At 65.8% G+C, this 14,449-nt stretch carries 13 protein-coding genes; 10 read left to right on the forward strand and 3 right to left on the reverse strand.

Annotated features, from left to right (window positions below; translation table 11 throughout):
* Nucleotides 1-184: 184 nt before the first annotated feature.
* From ACO2Q5_RS21460 to mnhG, 6 genes are read left to right on the forward strand one after another with little or no spacing between them, the layout of a single operon-like run.
* Nucleotides 185-3,073, forward strand: a complete 2,889-nt coding sequence (locus tag ACO2Q5_RS21460; RefSeq protein ID WP_423294874.1) for a monovalent cation/H+ antiporter subunit A — start codon at nt 185-187, stop codon at nt 3,071-3,073.
* Nucleotides 3,073-3,411: a Na+/H+ antiporter subunit C gene (locus ACO2Q5_RS21465; RefSeq protein ID WP_423294876.1), complete on the forward strand. Its 339-nt coding sequence runs from the start codon at nt 3,073-3,075 to the stop codon at nt 3,409-3,411. The genes ACO2Q5_RS21460 and ACO2Q5_RS21465 overlap by 1 nt, the downstream gene beginning before the upstream one ends.
* A 7-nt stretch (nt 3,412-3,418) precedes the next feature.
* The gene (locus ACO2Q5_RS21470) at nt 3,419-5,059 is read left to right on the forward strand and encodes a monovalent cation/H+ antiporter subunit D (protein WP_423294900.1); all 1,641 of its coding nucleotides are present in this window, start codon (nt 3,419-3,421) and stop codon (nt 5,057-5,059) included.
* Nucleotides 5,056-5,544 carry a Na+/H+ antiporter subunit E gene (locus ACO2Q5_RS21475; RefSeq protein WP_423294878.1) on the forward strand — a complete coding sequence of 163 codons (489 nt, stop codon included), beginning with the start codon at nt 5,056-5,058 and terminating at the stop codon, nt 5,542-5,544. The genes ACO2Q5_RS21470 and ACO2Q5_RS21475 overlap by 4 nt, the downstream gene beginning before the upstream one ends.
* The gene (locus ACO2Q5_RS21480; protein ID WP_423294880.1) at nt 5,541-5,825 is read left to right on the forward strand and encodes a K+/H+ antiporter subunit F; all 285 of its coding nucleotides are present in this window, start codon (nt 5,541-5,543) and stop codon (nt 5,823-5,825) included. Before ACO2Q5_RS21475 ends, ACO2Q5_RS21480 begins: the two co-directional genes overlap by 4 nt.
* Nucleotides 5,822-6,229, forward strand: a complete 408-nt coding sequence (gene mnhG, locus ACO2Q5_RS21485) for a monovalent cation/H(+) antiporter subunit G (RefSeq protein ID WP_423294882.1) — start codon at nt 5,822-5,824, stop codon at nt 6,227-6,229. The genes ACO2Q5_RS21480 and mnhG overlap by 4 nt, the downstream gene beginning before the upstream one ends.
* 356 nt (nt 6,230-6,585) lie before the next feature.
* Here the strand turns inward: mnhG and ACO2Q5_RS21490 are convergent, their stop codons facing one another.
* Nucleotides 6,586-8,163, reverse strand: coding sequence for a hypothetical protein (locus ACO2Q5_RS21490; protein WP_423294884.1), 1,578 nt, complete (start codon nt 8,161-8,163; stop codon nt 6,586-6,588).
* Between the two features lie 100 nt (nt 8,164-8,263).
* A complete protein-coding gene (locus ACO2Q5_RS21495; RefSeq protein ID WP_423294886.1) occupies nt 8,264-9,787 on the reverse strand; it encodes a DUF2125 domain-containing protein in 1,524 nt (507 codons plus the stop codon).
* 135 nt (nt 9,788-9,922) lie between these two features.
* On the opposite strand from ACO2Q5_RS21495, the gene ACO2Q5_RS21500 reads away from it, so the two are divergent.
* Nucleotides 9,923-10,543: an enoyl-CoA hydratase/isomerase family protein gene (locus ACO2Q5_RS21500; RefSeq protein WP_423294888.1), complete on the forward strand. Its 621-nt coding sequence runs from the start codon at nt 9,923-9,925 to the stop codon at nt 10,541-10,543.
* Nucleotides 10,544-10,593: 50 nt separating this feature from the next.
* Here the strand turns inward: ACO2Q5_RS21500 and ACO2Q5_RS21505 are convergent, their stop codons facing one another.
* Nucleotides 10,594-10,899, reverse strand: a complete 306-nt coding sequence (locus tag ACO2Q5_RS21505; RefSeq protein ID WP_423294890.1) for an HNH endonuclease — start codon at nt 10,897-10,899, stop codon at nt 10,594-10,596.
* Between the two features lie 63 nt (nt 10,900-10,962).
* Here ACO2Q5_RS21505 and ACO2Q5_RS21510 point away from each other — a divergent pair, with 63 nt between their 5' ends.
* Genes ACO2Q5_RS21510 through ACO2Q5_RS21520 form a run of 3 tightly spaced genes read left to right on the forward strand, consistent with a single transcriptional unit; the run spans nt 10,963 to nt 13,864 of the window.
* Nucleotides 10,963-12,279, forward strand: coding sequence for a mechanosensitive ion channel family protein (locus ACO2Q5_RS21510; RefSeq protein WP_423294892.1), 1,317 nt, complete (start codon nt 10,963-10,965; stop codon nt 12,277-12,279).
* Nucleotides 12,276-13,448 carry a TIGR03862 family flavoprotein gene (locus ACO2Q5_RS21515; RefSeq protein WP_423294894.1) on the forward strand — a complete coding sequence of 391 codons (1,173 nt, stop codon included), beginning with the start codon at nt 12,276-12,278 and terminating at the stop codon, nt 13,446-13,448. The genes ACO2Q5_RS21510 and ACO2Q5_RS21515 overlap by 4 nt, the downstream gene beginning before the upstream one ends.
* Nucleotides 13,445-13,864 (forward strand): DUF1801 domain-containing protein, encoded by a 420-nt coding sequence (locus ACO2Q5_RS21520; RefSeq protein WP_423294896.1) that lies wholly within the window; start codon nt 13,445-13,447, stop codon nt 13,862-13,864. Before ACO2Q5_RS21515 ends, ACO2Q5_RS21520 begins: the two co-directional genes overlap by 4 nt.
* The last annotated feature ends 585 nt before the right edge of the window (nt 13,865-14,449 follow it).

Here is a 14,449-nt window from a genome sequence, read left to right on the forward strand (position 1 = left end):
CTGAATCATTTCCGGCGATAAGGGGTTGAATTCATCGGTCAGTCCGTATTTTTTCAGGGCTGTTCGGTCCTCCCGTCAGCCTGCCATTTGCCTGCGCCGTCCCTCTGCGGCGTGCGGCACCGGAGATGCTTGTCACAGGTGGGGCCTTGCCGCCACGCCATGCCGTTTCGCCCCGGGAGAGGGAATGATCGAACAGAACCTGATCCAGATACTCGTGCTGCTGCCCTTCCTTGCGGCGCTGGCTGCGGCGACGCTGCCGGTGGATGCGCGCAATGCGGCGGCCTGGATTTCGGGTCTGGCGATGGTGGCGGGACTGGTGATCCTTGGCGCGCTGGCCGGGCCGCTGGCCGATGCGGGGATTTTGCGGACCGTCGTGCCATGGGTGCCCTCGCTGCGGCTGAACGTCAGCCTCCGCATGGATGCCTTCTCCTGGCTGATGGCGGTGCTGGTGCTGGCCATCGGTGTGCTGGTGGTGATCTACGCCCGCTACTACCTGTCGAAAAGCGATCCGGTGCCGCGGTTCTATGCCTTCCTGATGGCCTTTGCCGGGGCCATGCTGGGGATGATCCTGTCCGGTAACGTCATCCTTCTGGTGGTGTTCTGGGAACTGACCTCGATCACCTCGTTCCTGCTGATCGGCTACTGGACGCAGAACCCCGCCGCCCGGGATGGCGCAAGGATGAGCCTGATCGTCACCGCGGGGGGCGGCGTCTGTCTGCTCGCCTCCATGCTGGTGCTGGGCAAGATCGTCGGCAGCTATGATCTGGACCGCATCCTCGCCTCGGGCGAGATGATCCGCAGCCATCCCTGGTATCTGCCGACGCTGATCCTGTTCCTGCTGGGTGTCTTCACCAAATCGGCGCAGTTTCCGTTCCATTTCTGGTTGCCCGGGGCGATGGCCGCGCCGACGCCGGTGTCATCCTACCTGCATTCCGCCACCATGGTGAAGGCGGGGGTGTTCCTTCTGGTGCGGTTCTTCCCGGCCTTGGGCGGCAGCGAGGCATGGTTCTACCTTGTCACCGGAACCGGCATGGTCACGCTGCTGTTCGCCGCCGTTGTCGCGCTGTTCCGGCACGATCTGAAGGGGCTTCTGGCCTATTCGACGATCTCCAACCTTGGCCTGATCACCGCCTTGGCGGGCATCGGGTCGGACGGCGCCATTCTGGCCGCGATCTTCCACATCGTGAACCATGCGGTCTTCAAGGCCTCGCTCTTCATGGCGGCGGGGATCATCGACCATGAGACGGGCACCCGCGACATGCGGCGGTTGTCCGGGCTTTACCGGGCGATGCCGGTCACCGGCACGCTGGCCATCGTCGCCTCGGCCGCGATGGCGGGGGTGCCGCTGCTGAACGGGTTCATCTCGAAAGAGATGTTTTTCACCGAAACCGCCGACTGGCATAACGGCACCTGGCTGGATAATGCGCTGCCCTATATCGCCACGGTGGCGGGGGTGTTCTTCGTGGCCTATTCGCTGCGCTTCATCCATGCGGTATTCTTCGGCCCGCCCGCCACCGACCTGCCCCATCCCCCGCATGAGCCGAATGCCTGGATGCGCCGCCCGGTCGAGGTGCTGGTGCTGGTCTGTCTTGTGGTCGGGATCTTTCCCGCGCAGACGCTGGGCGGCGTGCTGGATGCGGCGCTGCGCGCGGTGATGGGCCCGGATGTGCCGCAGCACGACATCGCGCTGTGGCACGGGGTGAATACCGCCCTGATCATGAGCCTTGTGGCATTGGCTGGCGGGACCCTGCTTTATCTGCTTTTTGCCCGGCGGATCGAGGCGGGGCCGGAAGGGCCGCCGCTGATCCACCGCATCCGTGGCCAGAAGGTCTATGAATGGCTGCTGTTGCGTCTGTCCTGGACATGGCCGCGCCGTCTGCACCGTCTTCTGGGGACCGAGAAGCTGCAGCCGCAGCTGCGGCTGATCGTGGTGCTGTCGCTTCTCTTTGCGGTGGGGGCGGTCGGCACGGCGCTTTGGTCGGTGGCGCCTGCGCTGACCAATACGCTGAACCCTGCCTTCGCGCTGATGTGGCTGGTGGGCGGGACCTGCGCCATGGGCGCGGCATGGCAGGCCAAGTATCACCGCTTTGCCGCCCTTCTTCTCTTGGGTGGGGCGGGGCTGATCACGACGCTGACCTTCGCCTGGTTCTCGGCCCCGGACCTTGCGGTGACCCAGCTGCTGGTCGAGATCGTGACGACCGTCCTCCTGCTCCTCGGTCTGCGCTGGCTGCCCCGGCGGCGCGAGGAAATTCCCGACGACAACCTGCTGCCCGCCAAGCTGCGCCGCTTTCGCGATCTGGTGATCGCCATGGTGGTGGGCACCGGCATGGCGGCGATGGCCTATGTAGTGATGACCCGGCCCCTGGTCCCGAATATCGGCGACTGGTTCCTGCGCAATTCCTATTACGAGGGCGGTGGCACCAATGTGGTGAACGTCATCCTTGTGGATTTCCGGGCCTTCGACACGTTCGGAGAGATCACGGTTCTGGCGGTGGTGGGTCTGACGGTCTATGCCCTGCTGCGCCGGTTCCGTCCTGCGCCCGAAAGCGCGGGCATCCCCGATCAGCAACAGGGCGAGACGGCCCGCGCGCTGCGCGATTACATGATGGTGCCTTCGGCGATCATGCGCTGGATGTTCCCGGCAATGATCGTCGTTTCGGCCTATTTCTTCCTGCGCGGGCACGATCTGCCGGGTGGCGGCTTTTCGGCCGGGGTGACGCTGGCGATTGCATTGCTGCTGCAATACCTCGCCTCCAACGTCCGCTGGATCGAGGCGCGCATCACCATCCTGCCGATCCGCTGGATGGGCGTGGGGCTGGTTATCGCCGGGGCCACCGGCGTGGGGGCATGGCTTTGGGGCTATCCGTTCCTGACGGCCCACGCCCGTTATGTCGAGCTGCCGCTGATCGGGCAGGTCCCCATGGCCACCGCCATGCTGTTCGACACCGGCGTCTTTGCCGTGGTCGTGGGCGGCACGGTGATCATGCTGATCGCGATTGCCCACCAGTCGCTGCGGTCCGCCCGTCTGCGGGAGCAGGAAGAGGAAAAAGCCCAGGAAACGGAGGCCGCCTGATGGAAATGGTGCTGTCTGCCGCCATCGGTGTTCTGGCCGGCTCCGGTGTCTGGCTGGTGCTGCGGCCGCGGACCTTTCAGGTCATCGTCGGTCTGTGCCTCATGTCCTATGCGGTCAACCTCTTCATCTTTTCGATGGGGCGGCTGACCGTGGGCGCGGCGCCGATCATGCCCAAGGGCGGTTTCATCAACCCCACGGCCTATGCCGATCCGCTGCCGCAATCGCTTGTCCTGACCGCCATCGTCATCAGCTTTGCCACCACGGCGCTGTTTCTGGTGGTGATGATCGCGTCACGCGGGGTCACCGGGACCGACCATGTGGACGGGCGGGAACCCTGACGCCATGCTGACATCCGAACATCTGATCATTGCGCCCATTCTGATCCCGTTCTTCGCCGGGGCCATCATGCTTTTGTATGATGACCGCGCGCGGCGGGCGCGGCTTGGCCTGAGCCTCGCCTCGGCGCTGGCGCTGCTGTTTGTCGCGATCGAGCTTCTGAACCGTTCAAAGGGCGGTCCGGGCTCGGGCGGGAACGAAATCAGCTTCTACCTCCTTGGCAACTGGGCGGTGCCCTTCGGCATCATTCTGGTGCTGGACCGGCTGTCGGCCATGATGCTGGTGCTGACCGCCCTGATGTCCATTCCGGCGCTGATCTATTCCGGCGCGGGCTGGCACAAGCAGGGTCAGCATTTCCATTCGCTGTTCCAGTTCCTGCTGATGGGGCTGAACGGCGCCTTTCTGACCGGCGACCTGTTCAACCTCTTCGTGTTTTTCGAGGTTTTGCTGGCCGCGTCCTATGGCCTTCTGCTGCACGGATCGGGTCAGCTGCGCATCCGGGCGGGGCTGCATTACATCGCGGTCAACCTGACCGCCTCGCTCTTGTTCCTGATCGGGGTGGCGTTGGTCTATGGCGTGACGGGCACGCTGTCCATGGCGCATCTGTCGCAGATGGTGGTCAACCTGCCCGAGAGCGAACGCCCGCTGTTCCATGCGGGGGCCGCGATCATGGGCATGGCGTTCCTGATCAAGGCCGGGATCTGGCCTTTGTCCTTCTGGCTGCCCACGACCTATATGGCGGGTGCGGCGCCGGTGGCGGCGATGTTCGCCATCATGACCAAGGTCGGCGTCTACGTCATCCTGCGGTTGTCGATGCTGCTGTTCGGGGCGGGGGCCGGCGCCTCGGCCGGGTTCGGCGCCGACGTGCTGACCTGGGCGGGCATGGCCAGTGTGCTGTTCGGCTTTCTTGGCGTCCTTGCGGCGCAGGGGCTGGGCCGGATGACGGCGCATCTTGTGCTGATCTCCTCCGGGACGGTGCTGGCGGTGACCGGCATGGCCCTGTCGGGCGGCGATACGGCGATGATGTCCGGCGCGCTTTATTACCTTGTCAGTTCCACGCTGGCGACCTCGGCGCTGTTCCTGCTGCTGGAACCCATGAGCCGCACCGATGAGGGCGGGATCGCCGCCATGCTGGCGCTGACGGCCGATGCCTGGGGGCTTGATCCGCAGGATGAGGATTCCTCGCCCGAGGTGGGGTTGGCCATTCCCGGCACGCTGACGGTGCTGGGCCTGTCGTTCGGGGTGTTCCTGATCGTGCTGGCGGGGCTGCCGCCACTGTCCGGCTTCATCGGCAAGCTGGCCATCCTGTCCGGCATGATGACGGGAAGCGCCCTGCCGCCTGCCTTGCAATGGGGGTTCATGGCGCTGCTGCTGCTGTCGGGTCTGGCCACGCTGGTCGGGCTGATCCGTGTCGGCATCCAGACCTTCTGGGCCACCGAAGGGCCGGGGCCGCGGGTGCTGGCGTTGGAATTCGCGCCGGTGCTGATCCTGGTCGGTCTTCTGGTCCTGCTGACGGTGCGTGCCGATGACGCCTTGCGCTACATGGATGCCACGGCCCGCGCGCTGGAGCAGCCGGATATCTATTCCGACGGGGTGTTCTCGGCCCCCCGTGTCACCACCCCCGCCCCCACAGCGGAGCCCGCCGGATGAACCGTCTGATCCCGCATCCCCTGCTGTCACTGTCGCTGCTGTTCATATGGCTGCTGCTGAACGCCTTTTCGCTGGGACATTTGCTGCTGGGCGCGGCCATTGCGCTGGTGGCGGGCTGGGCCTTCGGCGCGGTTGAGCCGCAGCGGATGCGTGTCCGCAATCCGGCCGCCATGGTCCGGCTTGTGGCCATGGTCACGGCCGATATCGTGCGGTCGAACGTGGCTGTCGCGGGGCTGATCCTGACCAACGGGCGCCATGGCCGGCGCCGGTCCGATTTCCTGCGGATCGAACTGCGGCTGCGCGATCCGGCGGCGCTGGCCGTGCTGGCCATCATCCTGACCGCGACCCCCGGCACGGCATGGCTGGAGTTCGACCCCGACACCGGCATCCTTCTGCTGCATGTCTTCGACCTCAAGGACACCGATGAATGGCAGGTGCTGATCCGCGATCGCTATGAGGCGCAACTGCTGGAGATCTTCGTATGACCGTGACCGATCTGATGTCCTATGCCGTGGCCTATGCGCAGTTCATGCTGGGTCTTGCGGCCTGTCTGGCGGGGTGGCGCGTGCTGACCGGTCCCCGTGCGCAGGACCGCGTTCTGGCGCTGGACACGCTCTATGTCACGGCCATGCTCTTGTTCGTGGTGACGGGCATCCGCACCGGCACCCCGTTCTTTTTCGAGGCGGCGATGGTCATCGGGGTCATGGGTTTTGTGGCCACGGTGGCGCTGTCCAAGTTCCTGATCCGGGGCGAGGTGATCGAATGACCCATCTGGAGGGCATCCCCCCGGTTCTGGCCGCCGCCGCCATCGTGTTTCTGGTGATCGGGTCCACCCTGACATTTCTGGGCACGCTGGGCCTTGTCCGGCTGCGCAACTTCTATGACCGGCTGCATGCGCCGACGCTTGGCACCAGCTGGGGCGCGGCCGGTGTGCTGCTGGCCTCGATCCTTGTCGCCAGCTGGGGCGAGGGGCGGGTGGTTCTGCACGAGCTGGTGATCGGGATTTTCGTGATGATCACGACGCCGGTGACGCTGCTGATGCTGGGACGGGCGGCGTTGCACCGTGACCGGGCCGAGGGGCGGCCGGATGTGCCGCCGGGGACGCATCCGGTGCAAAAGCCTGTGGCGGGAGAGACTGCCGGCGAGGGGCAAGGCAAACCCGCTCTCTGATCCCCGGTTTCCCTCCAGCGCTGTGTGGCGGGCGCGCTGCCTTTGGTCTGGTTGACCTGTGGTGGCGGGCTGGCTTCATAAGCCGGGGAATGAGGGTCCCTTTCGGGATCGTCCTGCCTGCCTGGGCCTGCGCGCGGGCCGTGGGTCGGTGGGGAAGGCCAAGCGGGCGGGCTGTCCGGTGAGAGATACCGGAACGGCTGGCTGGCATATCTGGCGGAGAGGGAGAGCTGGCTTGCGACCTGCGCTGGCTGGCTTTCTTGCAGCCAGAGATAAGCGCCCCAAAGGCGCGCGTCAAGAATAATCGTGAAAAATCATATAGTTGACTGTTTCAGTCAGGTGACAGAAACAGTCGGGGATCAGCGGATCTTCTGTCCGTTCAGGAACAGGGACTTGTCCCGGAAATCCAGATCTGTGGTCAGATGGTCGGGCTCCGCGCCTGCCTTGCCCGCCATGAGCAAAAGCATGCGCGCGCCGCTCATGTCGTCGGCGGAGACGAGGCCGATGGAGGACAGCTTGTCCAGCAGCCCATAGGCACCCACGGTCACGAAATGCAGCCGTCCAGCCGGAAGGGGAAAGCCTTCAAAGGTGGTCAGGTCCCCAAAGTCAAGGCCCAGCCCGCCCGTTCCGTTGAAGGTCAGTCCCAGCCCATCCAGCGCGAGTTCGTTGATCTCGAAGGAAAACGCGGTAAAGGGCGGCGGATCCGAAGGCAGGGGAGACCAGCCCGGGGTCAGCGCCACCGGATCCAGCGCATAGCGGCCTTTCAGATCCAGCGCCATCGTGTTGATCGGCGCGGCCGGCAAGACACCGGAAGGGTCGATTGCCGCCCAAACCCCGGGTGATGCCACCAGATCACGCATGACATAGGCCAGCGACCAGTCCTGTGTGGCCGTCAGCCCGTTCAGGCCGATGGACAAGGCTGTGCGGTATTCACCCAGAGAGAAGGCCATGTCGGTATCCGGCTCATCCGGGCCGATCGGCTTCACATCCATGGCGGCTCCCGTCAGCAGGGATTGCCACGCGGCCACTGTCTTATCCAGAGCGATCCCCGCCGAACTGGCCGCCAGCGTCAGCGCCGCCGCGGCCTCATGATCGGTGACAGTGGCCGTCAGGCCACCGATCTCGGCCGAGGCTTTCACCGACAAGCCATCGGCCAGTGCGGTCAGGAAGGGTTGAATGTCGCTGGTGCCATCGGCGCGCGTCGGGGTGTCCAGAAAAACCTGGGTCGAGGGCGGAAAGGTTCCGGCCGCGCTGGCCCGCAAAGCGTCGATATCGGCGCTCACACGCAGTGGCGTCTCTGATCCGTCCTCGGGGCCGGCCAGTTCCAGATGCAGCGATCCGACCTCCAGCGCGGTGTCCAGCGCAGGGACCGGGATATCCAGCTCATGCTTGTAGCGCAGGTTCAGATCGGCCAGCGCCGCGGTGATCTCGGTTTTTACACCGGCTGCGGGGGGCGGCAGCATCTCGTCCAGCGTGACCGAGACCGAGGGGCCGATGGCCGTGAATTCGGCTTTCTGGCCAAGCCCCAGGATCTGCAGCTTCAGCCCCGGCGCGGTGACCGAGAGGACCACCTTCTGCGCCGTGCCATCGTCATCCGGCAGGTCCAGAACCAGCGGGAACTGATCGGGCAGCACCACGCCCACCGATCCGTCGGCCTGACTGATCAGGGTCAGCGTCTCCAGCCGCAGCGCGGCCTCACCCTCGCCCGAGGGCAGAAGCTGCACGTTCTGCAGGACCAGCCGGTCGCCCTCGCGCTTTTCCTGCGCGGTCAGCTGCCCCCCGGCCGAGGCAACGGCCGATTGCCATCCGGACCAGAGCTCGGCTGCGGTCAGCCCCTGTGACAGGGCCGGCAGCGGCAGCCCAAGCGCGGCGGCAAGGACAAGCGCCGGGACAAGAGGCCGGGCAGGGGCGGGGATCAGGCGGGCGGGCTGGGGCATGTCGGGCTGTCGCGAACGGGCGTGGGGATGAAAAACCGCCGCGGCCTTGGCACCGCGGCGGGCGGTCAGGAAAGCCACGGTCGCCATGGCGGCCGGGGGGTCATTGCAGCTGCTGGCCGTTGACGAACAGACCCTTGTTCTTGAACTCGACCTCCGAAGTCAGCTCGTCCGGGCCGGCGCCGGGTTTTGCGAACATGGCAAGGCCCATCCGTACGCCCATCACCTGATCTTCGGGCAGGAAACCCATGGCGACAGCCTTGTCGATCAGCGCATTGATGCCCTTCAGGTTGAAGCTCAGCTTGCCTTCGGGCGCGGGGATTCCGCCGAAGGTGACCAGATCGCTGTTGTCGAAGGTCAGCGCCCCGGTGCCGGTGATCTCGCCGCCGACGATCTTCAGAAGAAGCTGCGTCAGGTCCAGCGTGTTCAGCGTGGCGGGCATGTCAGGCATCGGCACGCTGCCGTTCTGGATGGCCGGGTCCAGGATATCCACCGCCCAGGCCCCGGTGCCCTTGAGGTCAAGGATCAGCGTCGCCGGATCATGGGGCAGCTGCGCACCGGGGTCGATCATGCCCCAGATCGTATCAGACACGGCCACATCCACCAGCCGGGTGACAAAGGCAAAGGGCTGCGGCGCATCGGTCTTGGAGACCGGCATCGCCACGCTCAGCCCGATTTCGCTGAACGAGCCGTCCACCGGGGGCATGCCGCCGCCGGGGGCATTGGCATTGAATTTGCCGGCCATCAGCCCGAAACCGTAGTCGATCGCCGTTGCATCCAGCTTCACCTTGGTCGAGGTGCCGCCAAGCTCCAGCCCGAAGGCGTTGGGCCCGGCGTTGTCGGACCATTTGACATCCACCTTCAGGGCGCCGGTGCTGCTGCTGCTGTCCACGGCGAATCCCGCCTTCAGGGCTTCGGCCATGTTCACCATCTGGGCCTGCGGCAGCACGGTCCCCGTGGCCGAGGCCACCAGATCGGACAGGCCGACCGTAACGGCGAATTCCTCATTGGCAGAGGGGTTGCGCCCGTCGGCCGACAGGGCAAGGCTGCCGATGTTCAGCGCATATTTCATGGCGACCGGTTTGTCGGCCTGCGCGCCGGTGGTGATCGTGCCGCTGAGGTCGGTCAGCGTCATCGTGCCCTTCACATCCAGCGGCTTGCCGTCTTCCTGTGCCTTGGTCAGGGTGGCCGTCACGGTCGGATAGCTGAAGTCCCAGGTCACGGCCTCTGGCGTGCCCGAGGCGACCCAGCTGCCGCCGGGCTGGCTGAAGGTGATCACCGCGGCGGCCTGGTCCGGCGTCTTGCCGGGTTCGATGACCGACAGGGGGTAGCTGTCCGAGGTCACGATCTGGACGGTGCCGTCGCCCTTGTCGGTCAGGGTGACCTTGTCCATGGCAACATGGATCGTCACCTCCGGCGTCGTGGTGGTCTGGACCACGCCGGTCAATTCCAGCGCGGCGCCGGTCTTTGTCTGCGATGCGGCGGTCAGGGTGCCGCCGCCTTCGGTGGCCAGCGCCTGCCAGTTGGCCCAGACTTCCTCGGGCGTGATGGCAAGGGCGGAACCGGCGGAAAGGACAAGGGCAATGGCTGTGGATGCGGAAAGGGACCAGTGCGTCATCTGTGTCATGGAAGGCCTCGTGTCTGAAAAAACTTGGGCTTATGGTCCTCCGCAGCCTGATCGGCGTCAAGGGGCACCTCGGCGCGGGCAGGGGGCACCGGCAGCGGATTGCCGGGCCGCGGCGACAGACGGAAAAGGGTGAAGATGATCCGGGTTGAGGATGACGACGGTCTGCGCGTGGTGACATTGGCGCGTCCGGACAAGGCGAATGCGCTGACTGCGGACATGCTGGCCGCAGTGGCCGAAGCGGCGGAAGGGGCCGCCGCGGCGCGCGCGCGGGCGCTGATCCTGACGGGAGAGGGCAAGGTCTTCTGCGCCGGTGCCGATCTGGAGGCCGTGAAGGCGGGTCTGGCGACCGATCCGGTCTGGCAGCGGGCCGCCGGGGCGATTGCCGGCTTTCCGGGACTGACGGTGGCGGCACTGAACGGCACATTGGCGGGCGGGGCCTTCGCGCTGGCTCTGCCCTGCGATCTGCGGCTGGCGGTGCCCGGGGCGAATTTCTTCTATCCGGTGATGCGGCTGGGCTATCTGCCGCAGCCCGACGATCCCGCGCGGCTGGCGGCATTGGTGGGTCCCGCGCGGGCGAAGATGATCCTGATGGCCGGCGCAAGGATCGGCGCGGAGGAGGCGCTGAGCTGGGGGTTGGTGGAGCGGCTGGTTCCGGCAGAGGCACTGCTGCCCATGGCGCGCGAACTCTGTGCCGCGGTTCTGGCGGCGTCGCCCGGCCATGCGGCCGCGATCAAGCGGATGGTCCCCGGGGTCTGAGCGGCGCCTAGCGCTGCGCCTGCCGTTTCCCCGGTGGCACCGGCGAGCGTTCAGCGCCGCCGTGGTCCGCCCGGCACACGGCTCAGAAATCCCGGCGGGCGCCGGGCCACCCACTCCAGAAACGGCCGCAGCCTGTCCGAGGCGCGCAATGCCTCGACCGTTGAGAAGCTGCGCGCCAGCTCTGCCTCGGTGAAGCGGGCATGCAGTTCCTTGTGGCAGATGTGGTGCAGCAGCACCGTCGCGCCCCGGGCCCCGCCCTTCAGCCGCGGGACCAGATGATGCAGGCTTTGCGGCACATCGGGCGGGATCGGCCGCAGGCATAGCGGGCAAAGCGGCGGTTCGGACGGATCGGGCACTTGCCACCCCCCTGCAGAGTTGGCAGAGCATGGCGGTGACCCGTTTTTTCAGCAAGGTGCCCCATGCCGCCCGATGCAGATCCGCTTGCCCCTCTCATGGTAAGGCTGGACGATCTCTGGCAGACGCTTCAGGGCTGGCTGGTCTCTCCTGCGGCATGGTCGCAATTCGCGCTTCTGGTGGCGGCTTTCCTGCTGGCGGTTCTGCTGACGCGGCGCCTGCTGCCCGCGGTGCGGCGGGGCCTCTCGCCGCGTGACGAGGCCACGGGTCCGCTGGCCCGGCTGCGGCGCTTTGCCCTTGGGGCCCTGCCTCTGGTGCTGCCATTGCTGGCCTATGGTCTGACCGCCCTTGGCGAGGGGCTGACCCGCGCCGCCTTTGGCGAGGGTGAGGTGATCGCTTTCGGCAAGCGGGTCTTCCTGTTCCTGGCCGCCCGCGTGCTGGTGCGCGAGGTGCTGAAGGATCCGTTCCTGCGGCTGATGGGCCGGTATGTTCTGGTCCCGATGGCCGCGCTTTATGCGCTTGGCATCCTGGACGAGATCACCGAATGGCTGGACACCTCGCGGGTCGATCTGGGCAACATCAGCTTTTCGGCACTGGCCTTGGTCCGGGGCGTCATTGCGGGGGCGCTTCTCTTCTGGTGCGGCACCTGGTCGAACCGGCAATCCTCCAGCTATATCAAGGCGCAGGCCGAGTTGCGGCCGGCCACCCGCGAACTGGCCGTCAAGGCCAGCGAGGTGGCGATCTTCGGTGCGGCTTTCCTTCTCCTCATGTCGATCATGGGTATCGACCTGACGGCGGTGGCGGTGCTGGGCGGCGCCATTGGCGTGGGCGTGGGCCTTGGCCTGCAGCAGATCGCGGCCAATTTCGTCTCGGGCATCATCCTGCTGCTGGAGGGGCAGACCACCGTCGGCGATTATGTCGAACTGGACGATGGCTCGGCCGGAACGATCATCCGCATGACGGCCCGTGCCTGTATCATCGAGACGGTGGATGGCCGATGGGTCGTGGTGCCGAACGACAATTTCATCACCTCGCGGGTGGTGAACTACTCGGATGCGGGCAAGGCGCACCGCTACTCAGCCCAGTTCAGCGTCAGCTATGACACCGACATCAACCGTGTGCCCGCGCTGGTGGAACAGGCGGTCGGGGCGCTGCCCTTCGTGCTGGCCGAGCCCGGCGGCCCCTCCTGCGAACTGAACGCCTTCGGCGAGAGCAGTGTCGATTTCGAGGTGGAATACTGGGTCAACGGGATCGAGGACGTGACGGATGACTACCGCTCCAAAGTGTTGTTCTGCATCTGGAACGCGCTGAAGGCCGGCGGGGTTGAGATGCCCTATCCGCACCGGGTGGTGGAACTGCGCCAGCCCGTGGCCTCCGCGTGACAGAGCGGGTCCCTGCACTGGTCATCGGTGCGGGTCCGGCCGGGCTGATGGCGGCCGGGGCGCTGGCCGAGGCGGGGCACCGGGTCGTGCTATCCGAGGCGAAGCCCAGCCCGGCGCGCAAGTTTCTGATGGCGGGCAAGTCGGGGCTGAACCTGACAAAGGCCGAGCCGCCCGCCGCCTTTGCCGCCGCCTATGGTGCGGACTGGATAGCGCCCGTGCTGTCCGCTTTCGGGCCGCAGGCGGTGCAGGACTGGGCGCGGGGTCTGGGGCAGGACGTGTTCACCGGATCGTCGGGCCGGGTCTTTCCGGTGGCGATGAAGGGCTCTCCGTTGCTTCGGGCCTGGCTGGCGCGGCTGGCCGCGCAGGGGGTGGAGTTACGGACCCGATGGCGCTGGACCGGGTGGGACGGTGCCGCGTTCCGGTTCGACACGCCGGAGGGGGTGCGGCAGATTGCGCCGCAGGTGGCGGTGCTGGCGCTTGGCGGCGCCAGCTGGGCACGGCTGGGGTCCGATGGCGCCTGGGTTCCGTGGCTGGCCACGCGCGGGGTGGACGTGGCCGCGTGGCAGCCCGCCAACATGGGCTTTGCGGTGGACTGGTCGCCGCATATGGCCCGGCATTTCGGCAGCCCGGTGAAGGGGGCGGCCCTGCGCCCGGCCGCCATGGCAGAAGGGGCGCAGCGCGGCGAGTTCGTGATCTCCGCCCGTGGCATCGAAGGCGGCGGGATCTATGCCATTTCCCGCGCCTTGCGGCAGGGGGTGGCGCATGTGGTGGACCTGCTGCCCGATCTTGCCGCCGAAGAGGTGACGGCGCGCCTGGACCGGATGCGCGCGGGCGAGACCGCGGCGAACCGGCTGCGCAAGCTGGGCCTATCCCCGGTGGCGGTGGCTCTGGTGCAGGAATGGGGCCGCGGCCTGCCACTGCCGCAGGCGGTCAAGGCGCTGCCGCTGCGCCATGCCGGGCCGCGCCCGCTGGACGAGGCGATTTCGGTCGCGGGGGGGATCACGCGGGCCAGTCTGACCGAGGGGCTGGAACTGCGCGCCCTGCCGGGCGTTTTCGCCGCAGGCGAGATGCTGGATTGGGAGGCCCCGACCGGCGGCTATCTTCTCACGGCTTGTCTGGCGACCGGGCTTTGGGCCGGGCGGGCCGCAGCCAAAAGGATCGGGACATGACCGAGGCGAAAAAACCCGTGAAGCTGCTGTCGGGGGGCAATCCGCAAATTGCCAAGGGCGACGGGGACGGGCCGGTGCAGGACTGGATCGCCGCCGCGCCGGGGTGGAAATCCACGACGGCGGCGGGGGTGGACGGGCTGGTGATGCGCCTGTTGCCCGATGTACAAAAGGCGGTGCGCTGGAACTCACCCTTCTATGCGGCGGGGCAGGGCTGGTTTCTGTCCATGCACTGTTTCACGCGCTATCTGAAGCTGACGTTCCTGAACGGCGCGCATCTGTCGCCGCTGCCGCCCGGGCCTTCCAAGGACCCGAACACCCGCTATCTGGATATTTACGAAGACGCCCCGCCGGACGAGGCGCAGCTGGCAGACTGGATCCGTCAGGCCGCGGCTAGAGTGGGGTGGAACGGTTTTTAATTCTGAAGTGGCTAAATCAGCTGAACCGAAACACTAAAATTTAGATTGACGTCAGGAATGATATATCAGGTATCTGGCAGTAAAAAATAACATTAAACTCATAATCGTAAATTTTGCTGAGATCGTCGAGAATCGGAAGAGACGTTCTTTATTTTCTAGATCCCTGATTAATGTTTCATGGAGGTGTACCTGAAGGCTGAAATGACTCCGGAATGAAACACCTCTGAGGTCAAAGGTATCCCACTGCCGAGTTCCTAATAAAGCAGCGAGCAATGAAGGCGACAAAGCAAAGGCAGCTAATAGAATAGCTGCAATCTCTGGCTGAACTGGCTTTTCGCCCTCAAGGCCAGCAAAGACGGCAGCAGCCGCTCCTTCGATAAATATCAGAACTGTAAGTAGGATAGAGTTTTTGAGTTCAACCTTCTTAATAGTTCCCAATAGAATTTTGTGTGTTTCGACGGCGTTGTTGCGTTAATCGGATGGAGGCCAAGGTGACCCTTTCCCGCTCTGCGTTCAGCGAACGGCTGTGATCTCGGCGGTGCCGAGGGCGTTGTATCTGTTCATGATGGCGATGCGGATCTGGAT

Source organism: Neotabrizicola sp. VNH66 (assembly GCF_049445895.1).
Taxonomy (GTDB): Bacteria; Pseudomonadota; Alphaproteobacteria; order Rhodobacterales; family Rhodobacteraceae; genus Pseudogemmobacter.